The sequence below is a fragment of the Arthrobacter sp. PvP023 genome (genome assembly GCF_017832975.1).
Lineage (GTDB): Bacteria > Actinomycetota > Actinomycetes > Actinomycetales > Micrococcaceae > Arthrobacter.
The window spans coordinates 2,556,002-2,573,345 of record NZ_JAFIBI010000001.1; the positions used below are offsets into that span (position 1 = coordinate 2,556,002).

The following is a 17,344-nucleotide window of genomic DNA, read 5'->3' on the forward strand; positions in this document are numbered from 1 at the left end:
GAATGAACCATGACGGTCTACATGAGGTCCCTGGAAACTGCTGTCCCGCCCACCGTACTCATTCAGTCTGAAGCCCGCGATGTGTTTGCCGCCCAGCCAGGGCTGACCAGGCTGGGGTCGCGGCTGGTCAACACCTGCTTTGATTCCGCAGCCATCGACACCCGGTACACGGCTGTTACCGAGCTCACCAAAGACAGCCGTGCGGATGATCCGCAGTTCTTCGACCCGGATACCGGCCTGGTCCTGAGTCCCAGCACGAAAGTCCGGAACGACATTTTCGGCCGCGAAGCCACGAAGCTTTTCGTAGAGTCCGCCAGGGCGGCGCTGGATGCCTGTGCCGGCATCGATGCGGCTGACGTGACCCATCTCGTGACAGTCTCGTGCACCGGATTCTTCAACCCCGGGCCGGACTACAAAATCGTCCGTGCCCTGGGTTTGAGTCCGGCCGTGCAGCGCTACCACCTCGGTTTCATGGGCTGTTACGCGGCGTTTCCGGCGTTGCGCGCCGCCAAATCGTTCTGCGAGGCAGACCCGGACGCCGTTGTCCTGGTTGTCTGCGCGGAGCTTTGTTCCCTTCACGTCCGCACCTCCAACGACCCTGACACCATCATGGGCTCGGCCCTGTTCGCCGATGGCGCCGCAGCAGCAGTCATCTCGGCCAGGGACATTCCGGACGGGACGCCCCTGTTGCAGCTGGACCACTTCGAAACGGTACTCACTCCCGTCGGCGAGGAATCCATGGCGTGGAACATCGGCGACGAGGGTTTCGAGATGGTGCTGGGCAACTACGTCCCGCACATCATTGACGACCACATCATCGGCGCGCTTGAGCCGCTGCTTATGCGGGACGAATCCTTGCGGGGACTCCCCTACCGTGACATCACCCACTGGGCTATCCACCCCGGCGGGCGGAGCATCCTGGACAAGGTGCAGTCCCGGCTTGAGCTCACGGATGAGCAGCTTGTGCCGGCACGGGAAACCCTACGCAACTTTGGCAACATGAGCAGTGCCACAGTGCTTTTTGTCCTTAAACACATCGCCGGACTCCCGCCGCAGGAGGGCGATGAACGCATTTGTTCGATGGCCTTCGGACCGGGCCTCACGGTGGAAACGGCGATGTTCACCAAGGTGCGCGCACTGCAGCCGGAAGCGTCGCCCGCGGCCGTCCGGAAATCCGCCGGGACGGAGGATGCCGGAGCACGGACCGAGCCGTCACTCATCTGATGGCCACGCACGTGACGGCCGCCGTCGGAATGCTGCGCGAGCGGGACGCGCACTCAGTGGAGGAAATGGATCGCCCTGACTGTGATCCTGCCCGCCTGGACCGCACCTACGCACAATTTTCCGTGGTCAACAGGGCCGTGGCCGGATGGCGCGGAATCTACCGGACGCACCTCCGGCCGCTCCTTTCAGCGGACAGGGTCACAACGCTGCTGGACATCGGCTGCGGGGGCGGGGATGTGGCGGTGCTGCTGGCGGAGTGGGCGGCCAGGGACGGGCGGCGGCTGGAAATCACCGCCATTGATCCGGACCGTCGTGCCCTTGAGTTCGCGCTGCGCCGCCGGCGCGTCGACGGAGTGACGTTCCGGCAGGCATCCACTGCTGAACTGGCCACCGAAGGAAAACGCTACGACGTCGTCATCTCCAACCACGTGCTGCACCACCTGGACGCGGCGGACCTGCCCCGGTTCCTCGCCGAGTCGGCGCTGCTGTCCGGCGGCAGCGTCTTCCATAACGACATCCGCCGGAGCCCCGCCGCCTATGCGCTGTTCTACGCAGCATCATGGCCGTTCCGCGGTTCCTTCATCAGGCCGGACGGGCTGACGTCCATCCGCCGCAGTTACACAACCGCGGAACTCCAGGCCGCCGCTCCCCCGGGCTGGGCCGTTGCGCCCCGCGTACCCTTCCGCAACCTCCTCACCCTCAGCCGGAACGTTCGTGGTGATTGACGTCGTCGTGGTGGGCGGCGGGCCGGTGGGGCTGTACGTGGCGGCCCTTCTGCTGCAGCAGGGCGTGTCGGTCCGCGTCCTGGAGCGCCGCACGGAACCCGACACCCACTCCCGTGCCATCGGCATCCATCCGCCGTCGCTGGAAGCGCTCGACCGGATCGGGGTGGCGTCAGGCCTGGTGAACGAGGGCGTGCGCATCCGCCGCGGGGTTGCCATCGGCGGCGGCGTGGAAGTGGCTGGCATGTCCTTCGACTCCGTGTCCGGCCGATTCCCCTTCGTGCTGTCGGTCCCGCAGGTTCTCACGGAAGCCGCCCTGGAACGGCGCGTCGTGGCACTGGACGGCGGGGCGATAATCCGCGGAGCCACAGTGACGGGAATTCACGACGACGGCTCCGCGGTTGCGGTGGACGTCGTCACCGCCGGCGGAAAATCCCGAATTCATGCCTCCCTGGCGGTGGCCGCGGACGGGGTCCGCTCCACCATCCGTCAATTGCTGGCCATCCCCGCCCCGCTGAGGACGTATCCGGACAGATACCTGATGGGAGACTTCGCCGACGGGACCGCGTTCGGCCCCGACGCGGCACTTTTCCTGGAGTTTCCCGGGATCGTGGAGTCCTTCCCGCTGCCGGGAGCCATGCGCCGGTGGGTGGCCAGGCTCCCGGGAACCATGCCGGATGCGCCCAGCGCCGGTTCCTTGGCACGGATCGTGCAAGAACGGACCGGGATCGCCGTCGACGCCGGCACGAATTCGATGGTGAGCAGTTTCGGCGTACGGTCACGGCTGGTGAAGCGCATGGTCCACGGCCGGACGTCGCTGATCGGTGATGCCGCCCATGAAATCAGCCCCATCGGCGGCCAGGGTATGAACCTGGGCTGGCTGGATGCCGCTGAACTGGCGCCGCTCATCCTCAACCGGTTGACGCACACTGACTGCGGGGCTGACCTCAGGTCCTTTGAACGTCACCGGCTGCGGGCGGCAGCGAAGGCCGTCCGGCAATCCGAAATCAACATGGCCCTTGGCCGGCCGGTGCCACGCCCGCTGTGGCATGTCAGGAACCGGCTGATCGGATCCGCCGCCAGTGTTCCGGCCATCAATTCACGCGTTGCCGCCCGGTTCACCATGCATTAGAACTCCCCGCGGCTTACTCCGCAACCGGCTGTCCTTGATCTGTGTCATCTGCATCATCTTCGTCACCGGTGAAGTAGCAGTCGTAACTGTCCTGGCTGGTGATCCGGCCGTCACGGACTTCGAAGACGGAGGTGGTGCGGGCCCGGATGGTGTCACCGGCATCCCAATAGCGGAGGTTCATCAAGAGCGTTGCCGACCAGTCCACTTCCAGCACAACGCGGTTTCCTTCGCACGTGGTCCGGCGGACATCGAAACGCTGGTTGGATACCACCTGCCGGCTTTGCTCGGCACCTGCCAGCACCTGTTCGCGGCTCCGCCTGGATCCTTCCGGGGCAAGCACGTGCGGCGCTTCGACCAGGGTGAAGTCCTCGGCAAGGAAGGCGTCCACTTCAGCGGCGCCGCCGCCGGCTTCAATGGCTCGTACAAACCCAAGGACACAGGTGAGCGGCGTCTGTTCAGTCATGGAACGAGGGTAGCCCATGCCCGGCGCCCATTTTCAGCCGCCCACTGCCCGTCGCCCGGCGCCGCTGCCGGGCCGTGGCTTTAGACTGCTCGCATGAACGGCGTCCCGCGGGCGGGTCGACGGCGGTCCGCAGCAGCCGCCGTCGTCGTGGCTGCCGTGATGGCGGGCGGCGCGGTGCAGGGCTGCACTCCCGAAACGCAGGCGCCGGAGCCGCTTACTGCCGAGCTCAACCAGTTCAGGGACACCTACGGCACGCAGGTCATCGAGATCCAGGTCAGCAATACCGGGTCCGTGCCGGTCAGCGTCCTCAGCGCCGAAGTCTCGACGCCCCTGTTCCCGGCGGGGACCGCATGGCAGGCGCCACCGGAGGGCACCGAGGTACCGCCGGGCCAGACCAAGAGCCTGCCTGCCAGGCTTCCGGCACCCGCCTGCGGGCACCCCGGGATTGATGAACCTCAGAGCGCTGAAGGGGCGCGGGCCGGGCCCGGCAGTTCGCCGGCGGAAGTAACGGTATCTGTCCGGCAGGGGTCCGCAACCGCACAGGAACGTCTTCCGGCCGCGGACCCGTTCGGCGTCCTGGCCCGGAACCATTCCGAGCTGTGCTTCGCGCAGGACGCCGGGCAGATTGCGGAGATGGGGCTGGACACGGAACTGGAGGTTTCGGCGGACGGCCGTACCGCCGTCGTACGCCTTCGGGTCACCCCGCGCGCAGCCGGTGCCGGAGGATCGCGCACACTGACCATCGAACGGATCGAGGGGACCACGCTGCTGGCCGAAGCGCCGGAAAGCCCCTGGCCGCGCGGCATCACGGTTGCGGCCGGCATGGCTGCCCGGGAACTCAGCCTCCGTATCCGGCCCGCCCGCTGCGATCCGCATGCCGTCGCCGAGGACAAGGTGGGGACACTGCTGCCCCTGCGCGTCGACGCAGGCGGCCGGCAGGGTGTGCTCAAAGTTGCTGCCGGAGCCGTCCTGAAGGCCCGGATCTACGAATTCGCCACGGCGGCCTGCGCAGCGCACTAGGCTTTCCCCATGCTTCACGTAGCCAACCCCACGCCGTTCAGCACCGCCCGGATCAGGGAAACTGTCCAGGAAATGCTCTCCGCAGGCGTCCTTCCCGCCATCGTCCAAGCCGGCCATCCCGTGCTCCGGCAACAGGCAGCCCCGTACGAGGGCCAGCTGGATGGCGCTGAACTTGCAGCGCTGATAGCCCTGATGCGGGAGGTGATGCATGACGCACCTGGCGTCGGCTTGGCCGCGCCGCAGCTCGGCATTCCCCTGCAGCTTGCGGTCCTTGAGGACCAGTACGATGTCGACGCCGAGACTGCCGCCGTCCGGCACAGGTCACCGCTGGAGTTCTTTGCGGTCATCAATCCGTCGTACTCGCCGCTGGGGACCGGCACTGCGGCGTTTTACGAAGGATGCCTCTCGCTGCAGGGCCTGCAGGCCGTGGTCTCGCGGCACGAGGCGGTACGCCTGCATTTCACCGATCCCGGCGGAACCAGGCGGCAGCAGGACTTCTCCGGCTGGCAGGCGCGTATTGTGCAGCACGAGACGGACCACTTGCAGGGGATCCTCTATGTGGACAAGGCTGAGTTGCGCTCGCTCAGCAACAACGCCGAATACGGCGCCCGCTGGGCGCATCCTGACATCCACCTGGCCCGGCAGGAATTGGGGTTCCTGCCGGGCCAGGGTACCGGCCAGGGCAACTAGCTGTTGGCCGCCGTGGGCAGGTAACGGGACCACCAGCGCACGATCTCCTCAAAGCGCTGCCTTCTGTGATGCGGGGTACCGGACCGGGAGAGCTCGTGGTTCTCTCCGGGGAATACGAGGAACGCGGCTTCCACACCCTGCTGCTTCAGGGCCGTGAAATAGCGCTGGCCCTGTTCCACAGGGCAGCGGAGGTCCTCTTCGCTGTGGACGACCAGCGAGGGCGTCCGCACATTGCGGACAGTGGCCATGGGGCTTTGGGCCGCCATCTGCTCCGCCGAGGTGCCGGTGTACTCGCCGCCGAAGAACCAGCCGATATCCGAGGAGCCGATGAAGCTGACCGGATCCAGGAATCCGCGCTCCACGATGGCCGCCTTAAAACGGTGGTCCTGGCTGATGGTCCACGCCGTAAGGTATCCGCCGTAGGAACCTCCCATGATCCCGAGCGCTCCGCCGTCGAGCTCCTGTAACTTTGCCAGGGCGCCGTCGAGGAAGGACAGCACGTCCTGCATGTCGACGGTTCCCATCTTTTCCTTGATGGCCCGCCCGTGTGCCTGGCCGTAGCCGGCCGAGCCCCGTGGATTGCACATGAGCACCGCATAGCCGGCCGCGGCGTACACCTGGGCCTCGTCAAACAGGGCCACGGTGTATTGCGAGAACGGCCCGCCGTGGATGTTCAGCAGGACGGGGTGCGGCCCTTTCCCGGGCGGCAGCACCAGCCAACCGTGGACCGGATAGCCATCGGCAGCCTCGAACGTGACCTCCCGGGGCTCGATGATCTCTGCCTGACGGCGCAGTTCCGCCGAGAAATCGGTCAACAGCCTCAGCTGGCCGTCCTCAAGCGCTGCGACGTCCCCCGCTGTGGCGGGATCAGTGAAACTGACGAACACTGAGCCGGCGGCCGCAGCTGCGCCGGTGACAACCCGGTCACCATGAACCAGCAGTGAGTGGTTCCCCGTGGCTCCGAACTCCAGAAGCTCCACCGTGCCCTGCGCGTTGTTGAGCAAAAGCACGGAATCCGGGCCGCGGAGCTCCAGCCCCGCGGCGGACGCTGCCAGGTCCATTGTTTCGACGTCGCTCAGTACGCTGGCGTCGCCGCCCCCGGCCGGCATCACATACAGGGCAGTGTTGCGTGCGACGAAGTCCTGGCCTGACTCGCCAAGGTCCTGGGCGGTGTAGAACAGCCACTTCCCGTTCCTGGACTGACGTGCCGCGCCGACCGTCTGGCGGCCGCTGTTGGCAGCGATGACGGGTTCCGGTTTTCCGCCGGAGACGGGGACCCGGTACACGCCGGATTCAAGGTCATGGTCGCTGCCCTCATGAAGTGAGGCAACGAAGTACACGGAGCGTCCGTCCGTGCTGAACGATTCTCCGCTGTGGTCAGTCGGGGCGAACGTCAGCTGCCGGGCCGGCGGGAGCAGGGCGTCCGCGGTGTCGGCGTCAGGAGCCGGACCGGCTTCTTTTGCAGTACCTTCCGCGGCGGTCTTTCGCGCCCGCAGGGAGCGCCCTGCGGGCGCAACGGGCGGCTCGTCGTCCAGCTCGGGCACCTCCACAACGTAGAGCTGCAGCGCCTTGTCCGCCGTGTATCCCACGCCGTTCATCCTGTATTTGAAGTCCGTGATGAGCCGCGCGTCCTCGGCCCCGGCGGATACGCCGTCCAGAGTGCCGTACCGGCCGTCGTCGGGCGTCCTGGCGCCAAAGACAATGCTGCGCGAATCGGGAGACCAGGCGAACGAGGAGACGCCGAGTTTGGTGCTTGTCAGGACCTGCGGTTCGCCGCCGGCAGCCTCCACGACATAAAGCTGCGGCTTCCCGTCTGCAGTAGCGCGCAGGAACGCCAGCACCAGTCCGTCCGGGGAAAATGCCGGTGCCGTGTCACGGAAGCCGCGGGTCAGCCGGCGGGGCAGCTTTTCAGGGTCCAGCGGCACAGTCCATAACTGGCCCACATAAGTGTCGGCGTCGAAATCAGGGCGGATGACGGAGACCACGGCCCGGCTGCCGTCCGGATGGACGGCCGGCGCGGAAACGGACTTCAGCAGGGGAAGATGTTCAGGTTTCACGTTTGTGAGCCTAACGGCTCGCGCATGGCCTGTGAAATGACTCACGCCGCGCCGGGACGGGACCCTGGGCGCGACCCGGGGCGGCCGGGAGGCGTGGATTGGCCGCCGCCGCGGCCCCTAGGATGGTGGCATGCTCCCCGACGCCGCCCGTTCCCTCCTGTGCCCCGTCTGCCGGAACGGCCTGACGCTGGGCGGCAACCGGCTGGCTTGCCCCGAGGGCCACAGCTTCGACGCCGCCAGGCAGGGTTACTTCAACCTGCTGGTGGGCAAGGGAACTGTCTTCGAAGCCGATACCGCCGCCATGGTGGCAGCCCGTTTCGACTTTCTTTCCAAAGGTCATTACCGGCCGCTCGCCGGGGCCGTCGCGGAGCTCTCAGCCCCGGTGCTGCAGGGACCGCACGCCGCGGTACTGGACGCCGGTACGGGAACCGGACATTACCTCAAGGAACTATTGGCGGCTGCACCCGCGTCGGCCATCGGCCTGGACATTTCCAAATTCGCGCTGCGGCGTGCCGCCCGGATGAATCCCGGCGCCGCCAACCTGGTCTGCGATGTCTGGCAGCCGCTTCCGGTTGCGGACATGGCGGCGGACGTCGTTACGGTGGTCTTCGCGCCGAGGAACGCCCCGGAATTCGCCCGGGTGCTACGTCCCGGCGGCCGGCTGATCGTGGTGACGCCGCGGTCCGGCCACCTCGCGGAAATAGCGGGACAAACGGGCATGCTCGGCATCGAACCGGCCAAGGAGGAGCGGCTGGCCGCTTCGCTCGGGGGACATTTTGCTCCGCACTCCGTCCGGGAGCTTGACCTCGAGCTTGGGCTCGAACCGGCCGACGTAGGCAACCTCGCCCTGATGGGACCCGCCGGCCACCACCTGGACCCTGCAGCGCTGGACACCATCACCGCCGCGCTGCCGCCGCTCACCAAGGTCTCGGCACGGTTCCGAATCAGCGTTTTTGAACCCCTGAACCGGCCGCCCGCATAACGACTTGACTACGTTCGGAACGTCCCCGGGAGCAGCCTCCTACGCCCCGTGGCTTCGGTCTAGGATGGAAGGACAGTTACTGAGGGCCTGCTTCCGCAGCTCCGGGGACGAAGGGGGAGCACATGTTTGAATGGCTTGGCGAGAACTGGTGGGCATTGTGGCTCACCGTATTCCTGGCGTTCGCGGTGGTGGAAATGCTGACGCTGGACCTCTTCTTCATCATGCTTGGCGGCGGAGCACTGGCCGGGCTGCTGGCTGATTTTGCCGGTGCCGACTTCTGGCTGCAGATCGTTGTTTTCTGCGTCGTTTCCCTACTGATGGTGGTCTTTGTCCGGCCTGTGGCGCTGAAGCACCTGAAGAAGGGCCCCGCGGAACAGCGGACTAACATTGACCGGCTGATCGGCGAATCCGCACTCGTCATGGAGACCGTCAGCACATCCTCCGGCCTGGTCAAGATCGGCGGAGACGTCTGGAGCGCGCGTTCTGAGAACGGAGTCCTGAACGCCGGGCAACGTGTGGTGGTTTCCGCCATCGAAGGAGCCACCGCCGTGGTGGCGCCGCAACCGGAAACGGCCGTTCAGTAGCAGCAGCACGAACACTCTTCCGGCAGCCGCCACCGGCGCCGGGCAGGCGGCAGAGCATCGCCGCAACACATAGCAAGGCACATAACTGGGGAATAGGTGATGTATGGATATCGCAGTCGCAATAGTGCTGCTGGTTCTCGTTGCGTTCGTAATAATAGTGCTGGTCCGGTCGGTGCGGATTGTCCCGCAGGCCCGGGCCGGCGTTGTGGAACGGCTCGGTAAGTACCAGCGGACACTGCTCCCCGGCCTCACCATCCTGATTCCCTTCGTCGACAGGCTCCTGCCGCTCCTGGACCTTCGCGAGCAGGTTGTCTCATTCCCCCCGCAGCCGGTCATCACCGAAGACAACCTCGTCGTTTCCATTGACACCGTGGTCTACTTCCAGGTGACTGACGCGAGGGCGGCCACGTACGAGATTGCGAATTACATCCAGGCGGTCGAACAGCTCACCACCACCACGCTCCGAAACGTCGTCGGCGGCCTCAACCTCGAAGAGGCGCTGACTTCCCGCGACCAGATCAACGGCCAGCTTCGCGGCGTCCTGGACGAGGCGACGGGCCGCTGGGGCATCCGCGTTTCCCGTGTGGAGCTGAAGGCCATTGATCCGCCCCACTCCATCCAGGACTCGATGGAGAAGCAGATGCGTGCCGAGCGTGACCGCCGCGCTGCCATCCTTACCGCCGAGGGCACCAAGCAGTCGGCCATCCTCACCGCGGAAGGCCAGCGCCAGTCCTCCATCCTCAAGGCCGAAGGTGACGCCAAGGCTGCCATTCTCCGCGCAGACGGCGAGGCCCAGGCCATCCAGAAGGTGTTCGACGCGATCCACAAGGGCAATCCCGACAACAAGCTCCTGGCTTATCAGTACCTGCAGACACTGCCCAAGCTGGCCGAAGGTTCCTCGAACAAGCTCTGGATCATCCCCAGCGAAGTCGGCGAAGCCCTGAAGGGCATCGGCAACGCGCTCGGCGGCACCAACCCGGATCCCCGCACCGGCGGTCTGTTCGACGCCGCCACTGGCGACGGAACGAACGCTGCCGCCGGGTCCCGGCCGGATGTTGCCGACCCCAACACTCCGAGCCAGCCGCTGTAGGCAGCCCTGTCAACCACCGGCCAGGGGAGGTATCCGCAGTGCGGGTGCCTCCCCTGGTTTTGTGCCGGAGGCCCCGCTTTACTCGCCAGCGCGGAAGCCGGTATAATAGTATATTTGTCCGGCTGGTTCAGGCCTGCTGGAACAACATAGCTTGGCAAAGCGTTGTATCTATTGGTGCAGTGCAGTGCAAACAGTAGTCCGAGGCGTGAGCTGCCCCGGCTAGCGCGGAGCCTGACTCCGCGAACCGACCAAAGGGAGAAATCATGAGCGATCGCAGCCTCCGGGGCATGCGTCTTGGCGCACAGAGCATGGAGACGGAATCCGGTGTTGAGCCGGCTCCGCGCCAGCGGGTTGAGTACCGTTGCGAGGACGGCGAGCAGGTCTTCGTTACCTTCTCCTCCGAAGCCGAGATTCCCCCGGTGTGGGTTTCGAAGACCGGCAAGGAAGCCTTGCTTGTCGACGGCGAACGCCCCATCAACAGCAATGAGAAGGCCGTCCGTACGCACTGGGACATGCTCCTTGAACGCCGCTCGCTGCCTGAGCTCGAGCAGATCCTCGAAGACCGCCTGACCATTCTGCGGGAACGCCGCGGCGAACGGCGCTCGGCTTAGGTCTGGCGCAGGCTAAACGCAGCATAAAAGGGCCGGGCCCGTAGCCTCACGTGAGGCTACGGGCCCGGCCCTTTATCGACTGTGTCTTTCCGGCCGCCGCCGCCGGCACCTTGCACTCTACGCTGCGGCGGAACCCCGGCCCGTAAGCTTCTGCCAGCGGGCAGTCAGTCCCCATTTGGTGACGTTGATCATGGCTTCCACCACAATGTTGCCGCTCATTTTGGAGGCCCCAAGTTCCCGCTCCACGAACGTGATGGGGCGTTCCACGATCTTCAGCCCCATCTTGGCCACACGCCAGGCGAGGTCCACCTGGAACCCGTAACCCACGGAGTCCACCTGGTCGAGGTTGAGCTTCTCAAGGGTGGTACGGCGGAAGGCGCGGTACCCGCCGGTGACATCCTTGATCTTGATGCCCAGCATAAGCCGCGCGTACGTGCTGCCGATCCGTGAGATCGCCTGCCTGTACAGCGGCCAGTTGACCACGCTGCCGCCCGGCACCCAGCGCGAACCCATGGCCAGGTCCGCGCCCTCCTCCACGGCGTCGAGGAGCTGCTGCAGCTGCTCGGGCTGGTGCGAACCGTCGGCGTCCATTTCCACAAGAATGTCGTACCCGGCCTCCAGGCCCCACTTGAAGCCTGCGATATAGGCGGCTCCGAGTCCGGCCTTGCCTTCACGGTGCAGGACGTGGACCTGGCTGTCCTCGGCAGCGATACCGTCTGCCAGCTGTCCAGTGCCGTCCGGGCTGTTGTCGTCCACCACCAGCACATCGGAAGCCGGGACGGCCGCACGCAGGCGCGCGAGTGTCTTGGGCAACGATTCCAGCTCGTTGTAGGTGGGGATGATGGTGAGGACACGCACAGCGAGGCCCTTTCCTTGATGGGAGCGGTCACGCGCCAGGAAGCTCTACAGGAGAGCCGGCTTTAAGGCGCAAGTCACCATTATAGGTAGTTTGCGCATACCGGGCGCGTCACACGTGATCCCGCGGGCAGGTCCACACGCCTCGGGCCAGTTTCGGACGGATGCGACATGCCTCGGCGGAACTGTTTTCTGCTGCGAAGTGGACCTGCCCCTGGGACTACCACGCTCCGGCCTGCCTGCAGGTGCGGGTTAGGCATCTGCCGGACGGCCACGTGGCCAGACGGAGCCCCTCGACTTTGGAATCCGTCCGTTGCGACTCAATGCTACGGACCGTCCCGGGAGTGTCAACCCGCGTTTGACGTGCGGTTTTAGGTGTAACCGCAGGTCAGGAACATACGGCGCGCCGGTAGTTTTACGGTCTATGACTGCAGGGAGCCGTTTGTGAACAACTCGTGTCCGTCGCGGACGGTCTGCAGGCACACAGGATCGTTGCCGGTGTCCAACGCCGGGAGCAAGGGTGTGCGGGCCCGCGGATCGGTACTCCACGACTGCACGCGCCCGTCCGCGACCTGGACCATGAGTTCCTCCACTTCCCAGACCGCAAAGCTGGCGGGTGCGCCGGGAACCAGCTGGCCGGCCATTGGATTGCTGTACTTGGCGGCCCGCCAGCCTGCCCTTGTGTGGCCGAGGAACGCCGCGCGGGCTGAGATGCGCTGGTCCGGGTTGTTGTGCTCGAGGCAGGCGCGGACGCTGGCCCACGGGTTGAGCGGAGTGACGGGGCTGTCGCTGCCGAAGCAGATTGGTACTCCGGCCGCGTAGAAGGATGCGAAGGCGTTCATGCCGTGCTCCCGGTGCCCCAGCCGTTCCTGGTACAGGCGTCCCGGCCCGCCCCAGGCAGCGTCGAATCCAGGCTGCACGCTGACGGTCACCGAGTACTTTGCGAGCCGGCCGATTGCCGCGGCATCGGCCATTTCCACATGCTCGAACCGGTGGCCTGCCGCCCTGACCCGCTGCTCACCCACGTCGGCTGCCGCCCGGTCCAGGGCGTCCAGTGCCGCGTCCAGGCCGGCGTCGCCAATGACGTGGAACCCGGCCTGAACGCCCAGCAGCGAGCATGCGGCCAGATGGGCTGCAGCTTCGTCAACGGACAGGTAAAGGCTGCCGCGCTCCCCCGGAGCATCGCTGTAGTCGTCCCTCAGGGCAGCTGTGCGGGACCCCAGGGACCCGTCAATGTTCAGGTCCCCCGCGAGGCCGCGCACACTGGCACCAAGGCCTTCGATGATGCCGCGGGCTTCCTCCTCGGAGGCCGCCAGCTGGCCCCAGTACGGCAGTACTTCAGGCACCGCCTTCCGCGGACCGTCCGGGCTGTTCCATCCGGCCGCAATCCGCAGGTCCGCTGCGCTGCCGATATGCGGTGCCGCCATTTCGGCCACGGCCACGTACCCGTTTGCGGCGGCTTCGGCCAGTGCCCGTGACTGAAAGCCTTGCAGGCGGTCGTCCGGCAACTGGCGTGCTGCACGCCTGGCGGATGTGTGGGCCTGGCGTTTGACCTGGCTGCCGGCGGTGAAGCCGTCCAGGTCGGCCAGGCCAGCCGCCTCGGCCAGGGAGGATGAGACCAGGGCGGAATGGGCGTCAACCCGCGAGAGATACACGCGCCGGCCTCCCGCCGCTCGCTCCAGTTCCTCACGGCTGGGCAGCGCCTGATCGGCCCAGCCGCTTTCGTCCCAGCCATGGCCGAGGACTGTGGCACCGGCGTCGACTGACCTGGCTGCGACGGCGGAAGCTACGGCATCCAGGATTTCGGCCGCTGAACGCATGCCTCCGAGCTGAAGGGAGTCCAGGGCAATGCCCGTTTCGGTCAGGTGCACATGTGAATCAACAAAGCCGGGGGCCAGCAGAGCTCCCTGGAGGTCGATGATGTCCATGGACGCATCGGCGATCGACGTCGCCGCCTGTTCTGATCCGACCCAGGCCACCGTGTCACCGTCCACCAGCATGGCGGTGGCAAAGGGGTCGGCGGCGGTGTAGACGGAACCGTTGCGGTACAGCGTCACTTTGCGTTGTTCGGCCGGCTGGTCCGCCCGTGCGTCAGTCATGTTGTGTGGTGCTCCTAAGCAGCCTTGGAAGTTGTGGATGTGGTGGGTGCGGTGCAGGTGGCGTCACACCACGGTGGAATAGGCGACCACGCCGCGGCGAACCAGGATGATCGCCTCCGAGCAGAGGCGTGAAAGCCGCGGATCCAGGCCCGGGATCTTCGCCAGCTGGTCCAGCAGGTCAATAACCTGTTTGACCCACCGGACAAAGTCCCCCGCGGCCAGGTCGGTTCCGTTGAGGACTTCCTGGAGATGCTTGCCCTTGGCCCACTTAAAGATCGGCCAGACGAGCCCCAGTTCCGGCTCCCCGGTCAACGGAAGCTTGTTTTCTTCCTCGGCGTCTTCCAGTACGGACCATTCCCGGACGACGATGTCGACGGCGGTCTCCAGCGACACGCTGGGCATCCGGGGCCTGAGTCCGCGTTCCTCCCGCTTCGCCTGGTAAACCAGCACGCTTGCGAGGGCAGCAACTTCCGTGGCATCGAGGTCGCTGAATGCGCCTTGCCGCAGCGACTGGGATATGAGGAGGTCCTTCTCACCGTAAATCCGGCGCAGTTTTTGGCCGTCGGCATTGATGGTTACTTTTCCGGAGTCGGAAGTTTCGAGGTAGCCGTAGCTGGAGAGAAGGTCGCAGACCCGGTCGAATGTCTTGGCGATGGTGTTGGTGCGGCCCTGGATTTCCCGGACCAGTCCGTCCGTTTCGCGGCGGAGTTTCCACCACCGTTCCGACCACCGTGCGTGATCCTCGCGTTCACTGCAGCCGTGGCAGGGATGGGAACGCAATGCCAGGCGCAGATCGCTGATCCGCTTCTCCACGTCAGGCAGGGCCGAGGCACGGCCGAAATCAGTATTGCGGGCGTTTCCGGGCGCAGGCGGACGGTTTTCCCGGATCGCATTGCGGACCGACGATGCGAGGTCCTTGCGGGACTTGGGAACCTTCGCGTTGAACGACTTTGGTATCCGGACCCGGGTGACCGGCGTGATGGGCCCTTCAAGGTCCTGGAGGCCTATCCTCCGCAACTGGTTGTCCAACGTCAACACCGCGGGCCGCGGCTCGCGGGAGTTGTGGTCGGAGCCGAGCACAACGGCGTAGCCGGGCGCCCTGCCTGTCGGCACATCCACAACATCGCCGGGCAGAAGCCTGCTCAGCGAGTCCTCAGCAATGGACTTGCGGGCCCGCGACGTGCTGCGGGAGGCGATATTTTCCGCGTCCGAAAGCTCACGCCGCAGCCGGGAGTATTCGGTGAAGTCACCCAGGTGGCAGGTCATGGACTTCTGGAAGCCGGCCAGGGATTCTTCCCTGCTCCGCACCTGCCTGGCCAGGCCCACTACTGAACGGTCCGCCTGGAACTGGGCGAAAGAGGATTCCAGGATTTCCCGGGCCCGCGGCCTGCCGAACTGCGCCAGGAGGTTGATGCTCATGTTGTACGTGGGCCGGAAGCTGGAGTTCAGCGGGTAGGTGCGGCGGGACGCGAGGCCTGCAACAGCTGTCGGGTCGGTGCCCGGCTGCCAAAGCACCACGGCGTGGCCTTCGACGTCAATTCCGCGGCGTCCGGCCCGGCCGGTCAGCTGGGTGTATTCGCCGGCGGTGATTCCCACGTGGGCTTCACCGTTGAATTTGTCCAGTTTTTCCAACACCACCGACCGTGCCGGCATATTGACGCCCAGGGCCAGGGTTTCCGTGGCGAACACCGCCTTAACCAGGCCCTCGACGAACAGCTTCTCCACGACTTCCTTGAACGTGGGAAGCATCCCTGCGTGGTGGGCTGCGAGCCCGCGCAGGAGGCCGTCGCGCCAGCTCCAGAACCCGAGCACATCTAGATCATCCGACGGGATGTCCTGCGCGGCTTCATCAACACGGCTGGCGATGACCTGTTGTTCGCGCTCGGTGGTCAGCCACAGTCCGGCTGAGACGCACTGTGCCACTGCGGCGTCGCAGCCGGCGCGGGAGAAGATGAACGTGATGGAGGGCAGCAGGTCCTGCCGGTCCAGGCTGGCGATAACCTGGGGCCGGCTGGCCTTGCGGACAGGGCTCTGCTGGCCGCCCTGGCCGTGGCGGTTATCGCCGCGCTGGTGTTGCTGGCGGCGCTGGCTGCGTCCGCCATGCCCGAAACGGGCCCGTGAATTCATCTGGCTCTCGGTGCGCGCCATCGCCAGCAGGTCCGGGTTCACTTCGAAGCCCCGCTCGAGGGCGGCGTTGGCCGTCATCGCCGTCGCGGCGGGATCCGATTCGCCTTCGGGGGCAATCTCATCAAACGTCGTTTCTCCGGCGAAGAGGTCCACGATTTCACGCCCCACCATGACGTGCTGCCAGAGCGGCACCGGCCGGTGCTCGGAAACAATGACGTCGGTGTGTCCGCGCACAGTGTCCAGCCACGCACCGAATTCCTCGGCATTGGAGACTGTTGCGCTCAGCGAGGCCACTTGGACTTCGCTGGGAAGGTGGATGATGACTTCCTCCCACACGGCGCCCCGGAACCGGTCGGCGAGGTAGTGAACCTCGTCCATGACCACAAAGCCGAGGTCGTCCAGGGTGTCCGAATCCGCGTAGAGCATGTTCCGCAGGACTTCGGTTGTCATGACGACAACCGGGGCGTCGCCGTTGATGCTGGTGTCGCCGGTGAGGAGCCCCACGTTCTCCGGGCCGTACTTCGCGGCCAGCTCCGAGTACTTCTGGTTGCTCAGTGCCTTGATCGGGGTGGTGTAGAAGGCTTTCAACCCCCGCTGGAGTGCCAGATAGATGGCGAACTCCCCCACTATGGTCTTTCCGGCCCCGGTGGGGGCCGCAACCAGGACTCCCCTTCCCTGCTGCAGGGACAGGCACGCTTGGCGCTGGAAATCGTCGAGTTCGAAATCCAGCGTCCGGACGAAGGCGCCGAGGTACGTTTTAGCTTCTGCGGTCCGTTCGGCACTGGCCCGATAGAGTTCAGACGGCGACTGTGGCCCGGATGTGGAGGACATACTTCCAGCCTAGTGGGCGCGGGACTACAGTTTCCCCAGTTCGGTACCGGGCGTTGCGACGTCGGCCGTCGCTTCAGTTTCGGCGGCGATCTTCGCGGCCTTCCGGTCCCGGCGCCGGTCATTGAAGATACACAGGCCGATGGCGGCGAAAAACAGTGCCAGCAGGGGGCCCGCGAGCAGGAACATGGACAGGGCATCTGCGCCCGGAGCAGCAACGGCGGCCAGCACAAAGACGAGGAACACCGTGATGCGCCAGGCCTTCAGGATGGTTTCACCCCTGATGATGCCGGCCATGTTGATACCCACCAGGACCACGGGGACAAGGAACGCGAGGCCAAGGAACAAGACCATGCGCGTGACGAAATCGACGTAGTCGCGGGCATCGATGAGGTTGGAGAACCCGGACGGCGTGAACTGGGTCAGTGCGCGCACCACCTGCGGTGTCACCATCCATCCAACCCACACGCCGGCAAGGAACAGTGGCACGGCTGCGGCCATGTAGCCGAGCGTGTAGTGCCGCTCCTTCTTGGTGAGGCCGGGGGTGATGAAGGCCCACAGCTGGTAGATCCAGACGGGGCTGGAGATGACGGCGCCGATCAACAGTGAAAGCTGCAGTTTGAAGTCGAACGGCGACGCGATGCTGGAGAAATTCACCGAAGAAGTGCCGCCGGTGGTTTCGGCAATCCGATCCACCGGTTCCTTGAGGGCGCTCAATACCGGGTCGTAGAGGATCCAGCCGCCGATGCCGCCGATGACCAGGCCAATGGCCGACTTAATGAGCCGGTTCTTGAGCTCCTTAAGGTGATCCATCAGGGCCATCCGACCCTCGGGGTTGGATTTACGGCCCTTCGTCAGTG

Annotated in this window: 15 protein-coding genes; 9 read left to right on the top strand and 6 right to left on the bottom strand. The window is 65.6% G+C overall.

The genetic code is table 11. The features are described from left to right. Nucleotides 1-9: 9 nt before the first annotated feature. From JOE31_RS11805 to JOE31_RS11815, 3 genes are read left to right on the top strand one after another with little or no spacing between them, the layout of a single operon-like run. Nucleotides 10-1,224: a type III polyketide synthase gene (locus tag JOE31_RS11805; RefSeq protein WP_209744589.1), complete on the top strand. Its 1,215-nt coding sequence runs from the start codon at nucleotides 10-12 to the stop codon at nucleotides 1,222-1,224. Continuing rightward, complete coding sequence (locus JOE31_RS11810) at nucleotides 1,224-1,949, top strand: class I SAM-dependent methyltransferase (protein ID WP_209744592.1); 726 nt, start codon at nucleotides 1,224-1,226, stop codon at nucleotides 1,947-1,949. The genes JOE31_RS11805 and JOE31_RS11810 overlap by 1 nt, the downstream gene beginning before the upstream one ends. Continuing rightward, nucleotides 1,942-3,078, top strand: coding sequence for an NAD(P)/FAD-dependent oxidoreductase (locus JOE31_RS11815; RefSeq protein WP_209748365.1), 1,137 nt, complete (start codon nucleotides 1,942-1,944; stop codon nucleotides 3,076-3,078). Before JOE31_RS11810 ends, JOE31_RS11815 begins: the two co-directional genes overlap by 8 nt. Nucleotides 3,079-3,091: 13 nt before the next feature. Here JOE31_RS11815 and JOE31_RS11820 read toward each other — a convergent pair whose 3' ends face one another. Further along, nucleotides 3,092-3,541 carry a nuclear transport factor 2 family protein gene (locus JOE31_RS11820; protein ID WP_209744595.1) on the bottom strand — a complete coding sequence of 150 codons (450 nt, stop codon included), beginning with the start codon at nucleotides 3,539-3,541 and terminating at the stop codon, nucleotides 3,092-3,094. 93 nt (nucleotides 3,542-3,634) lie between these two features. Between JOE31_RS11820 and JOE31_RS11825 the strand changes: the two genes are divergently transcribed. Further along, nucleotides 3,635-4,561 carry a hypothetical protein gene (locus tag JOE31_RS11825; protein WP_245199145.1) on the top strand — a complete coding sequence of 309 codons (927 nt, stop codon included), beginning with the start codon at nucleotides 3,635-3,637 and terminating at the stop codon, nucleotides 4,559-4,561. Between the two features lie 9 nt (nucleotides 4,562-4,570). Continuing rightward, nucleotides 4,571-5,251: a peptide deformylase gene (locus tag JOE31_RS11830; RefSeq protein WP_209744598.1), complete on the top strand. Its 681-nt coding sequence runs from the start codon at nucleotides 4,571-4,573 to the stop codon at nucleotides 5,249-5,251. On the opposite strand, the gene JOE31_RS11835 is transcribed toward JOE31_RS11830, so the two are convergent. Next, the gene (locus tag JOE31_RS11835) at nucleotides 5,248-7,308 is read right to left on the bottom strand and encodes a S9 family peptidase (protein WP_209744600.1); all 2,061 of its coding nucleotides are present in this window, start codon (nucleotides 7,306-7,308) and stop codon (nucleotides 5,248-5,250) included. The two genes, JOE31_RS11830 and JOE31_RS11835, sit on opposite strands and share 4 nt — an antisense overlap. A gap of 130 nt (nucleotides 7,309-7,438) precedes the next feature. Between JOE31_RS11835 and JOE31_RS11840 the strand changes: the two genes are divergently transcribed. From JOE31_RS11840 to JOE31_RS11855, 4 genes are all read left to right on the top strand, one after another. After that, nucleotides 7,439-8,290 carry a putative RNA methyltransferase gene (locus tag JOE31_RS11840; RefSeq protein ID WP_209744602.1) on the top strand — a complete coding sequence of 284 codons (852 nt, stop codon included), beginning with the start codon at nucleotides 7,439-7,441 and terminating at the stop codon, nucleotides 8,288-8,290. 122 nt (nucleotides 8,291-8,412) lie between these two features. Next, nucleotides 8,413-8,874, top strand: a complete 462-nt coding sequence (locus JOE31_RS11845) for an NfeD family protein (protein ID WP_011692036.1) — start codon at nucleotides 8,413-8,415, stop codon at nucleotides 8,872-8,874. Nucleotides 8,875-8,977: 103 nt separating this feature from the next. Further along, complete coding sequence (locus JOE31_RS11850; protein WP_209744604.1) at nucleotides 8,978-9,964, top strand: SPFH domain-containing protein; 987 nt, start codon at nucleotides 8,978-8,980, stop codon at nucleotides 9,962-9,964. 263 nt (nucleotides 9,965-10,227) lie between these two features. Next, the gene (locus JOE31_RS11855) at nucleotides 10,228-10,575 is read left to right on the top strand and encodes an RNA polymerase-binding protein RbpA (protein WP_011692034.1); all 348 of its coding nucleotides are present in this window, start codon (nucleotides 10,228-10,230) and stop codon (nucleotides 10,573-10,575) included. Between the two features lie 117 nt (nucleotides 10,576-10,692). Here the strand turns inward: JOE31_RS11855 and JOE31_RS11860 are convergent, their stop codons facing one another. From JOE31_RS11860 to tatC, 4 genes are all read right to left on the bottom strand, one after another. After that, entirely contained in the window at nucleotides 10,693-11,433 is a 741-nt protein-coding gene (locus JOE31_RS11860) for a polyprenol monophosphomannose synthase (RefSeq protein WP_209744606.1), read from the bottom strand. A gap of 419 nt (nucleotides 11,434-11,852) precedes the next feature. Then, nucleotides 11,853-13,529 (bottom strand): amidohydrolase, encoded by a 1,677-nt coding sequence (locus tag JOE31_RS11865; RefSeq protein ID WP_209744608.1) that lies wholly within the window; start codon nucleotides 13,527-13,529, stop codon nucleotides 11,853-11,855. 63 nt (nucleotides 13,530-13,592) lie between these two features. Further along, on the bottom strand, nucleotides 13,593-16,487 hold the full coding sequence (locus tag JOE31_RS11870) for an RNA helicase (RefSeq protein WP_209744611.1): 2,895 nt from the start codon (nucleotides 16,485-16,487) through the stop codon (nucleotides 13,593-13,595). Between the two features lie 24 nt (nucleotides 16,488-16,511). Beyond that, on the bottom strand, nucleotides 16,512-17,306 hold the full coding sequence (gene tatC, locus JOE31_RS11875; protein ID WP_209748369.1) for a twin-arginine translocase subunit TatC: 795 nt from the start codon (nucleotides 17,304-17,306) through the stop codon (nucleotides 16,512-16,514). Between the last annotated feature and the right edge of the window lie 38 nt (nucleotides 17,307-17,344).

Bases quoted from the DNA above. Each gene is read 5' to 3' on its own strand.
- JOE31_RS11855 (WP_011692034.1), top strand. From the start codon at position 10,228: ATGAGCGATCGCAGCCTCCGGGGCATGCGTCTTGGCGCACAGAGCATG.
- JOE31_RS11850 (WP_209744604.1), top strand. From the start codon at position 8,978: ATGGATATCGCAGTCGCAATAGTGCTGCTGGTTCTCGTTGCGTTCGTA.
- JOE31_RS11840 (WP_209744602.1), top strand. From the start codon at position 7,439: ATGCTCCCCGACGCCGCCCGTTCCCTCCTGTGCCCCGTCTGCCGGAAC.
- JOE31_RS11825 (WP_245199145.1), top strand. From the start codon at position 3,635: ATGAACGGCGTCCCGCGGGCGGGTCGACGGCGGTCCGCAGCAGCCGCC.
- JOE31_RS11870 (WP_209744611.1), bottom strand. From the start codon at position 16,487: ATGTCCTCCACATCCGGGCCACAGTCGCCGTCTGAACTCTATCGGGCC.
- JOE31_RS11810 (WP_209744592.1), top strand. From the start codon at position 1,224: ATGGCCACGCACGTGACGGCCGCCGTCGGAATGCTGCGCGAGCGGGAC.
- tatC (WP_209748369.1), bottom strand. From the start codon at position 17,306: ATGGCCCTGATGGATCACCTTAAGGAGCTCAAGAACCGGCTCATTAAG.
- JOE31_RS11865 (WP_209744608.1), bottom strand. From the start codon at position 13,529: ATGACTGACGCACGGGCGGACCAGCCGGCCGAACAACGCAAAGTGACG.
- JOE31_RS11845 (WP_011692036.1), top strand. From the start codon at position 8,413: ATGTTTGAATGGCTTGGCGAGAACTGGTGGGCATTGTGGCTCACCGTA.
- JOE31_RS11820 (WP_209744595.1), bottom strand. From the start codon at position 3,541: ATGACTGAACAGACGCCGCTCACCTGTGTCCTTGGGTTTGTACGAGCC.
- JOE31_RS11805 (WP_209744589.1), top strand. From the start codon at position 10: ATGACGGTCTACATGAGGTCCCTGGAAACTGCTGTCCCGCCCACCGTA.
- JOE31_RS11830 (WP_209744598.1), top strand. From the start codon at position 4,571: ATGCTTCACGTAGCCAACCCCACGCCGTTCAGCACCGCCCGGATCAGG.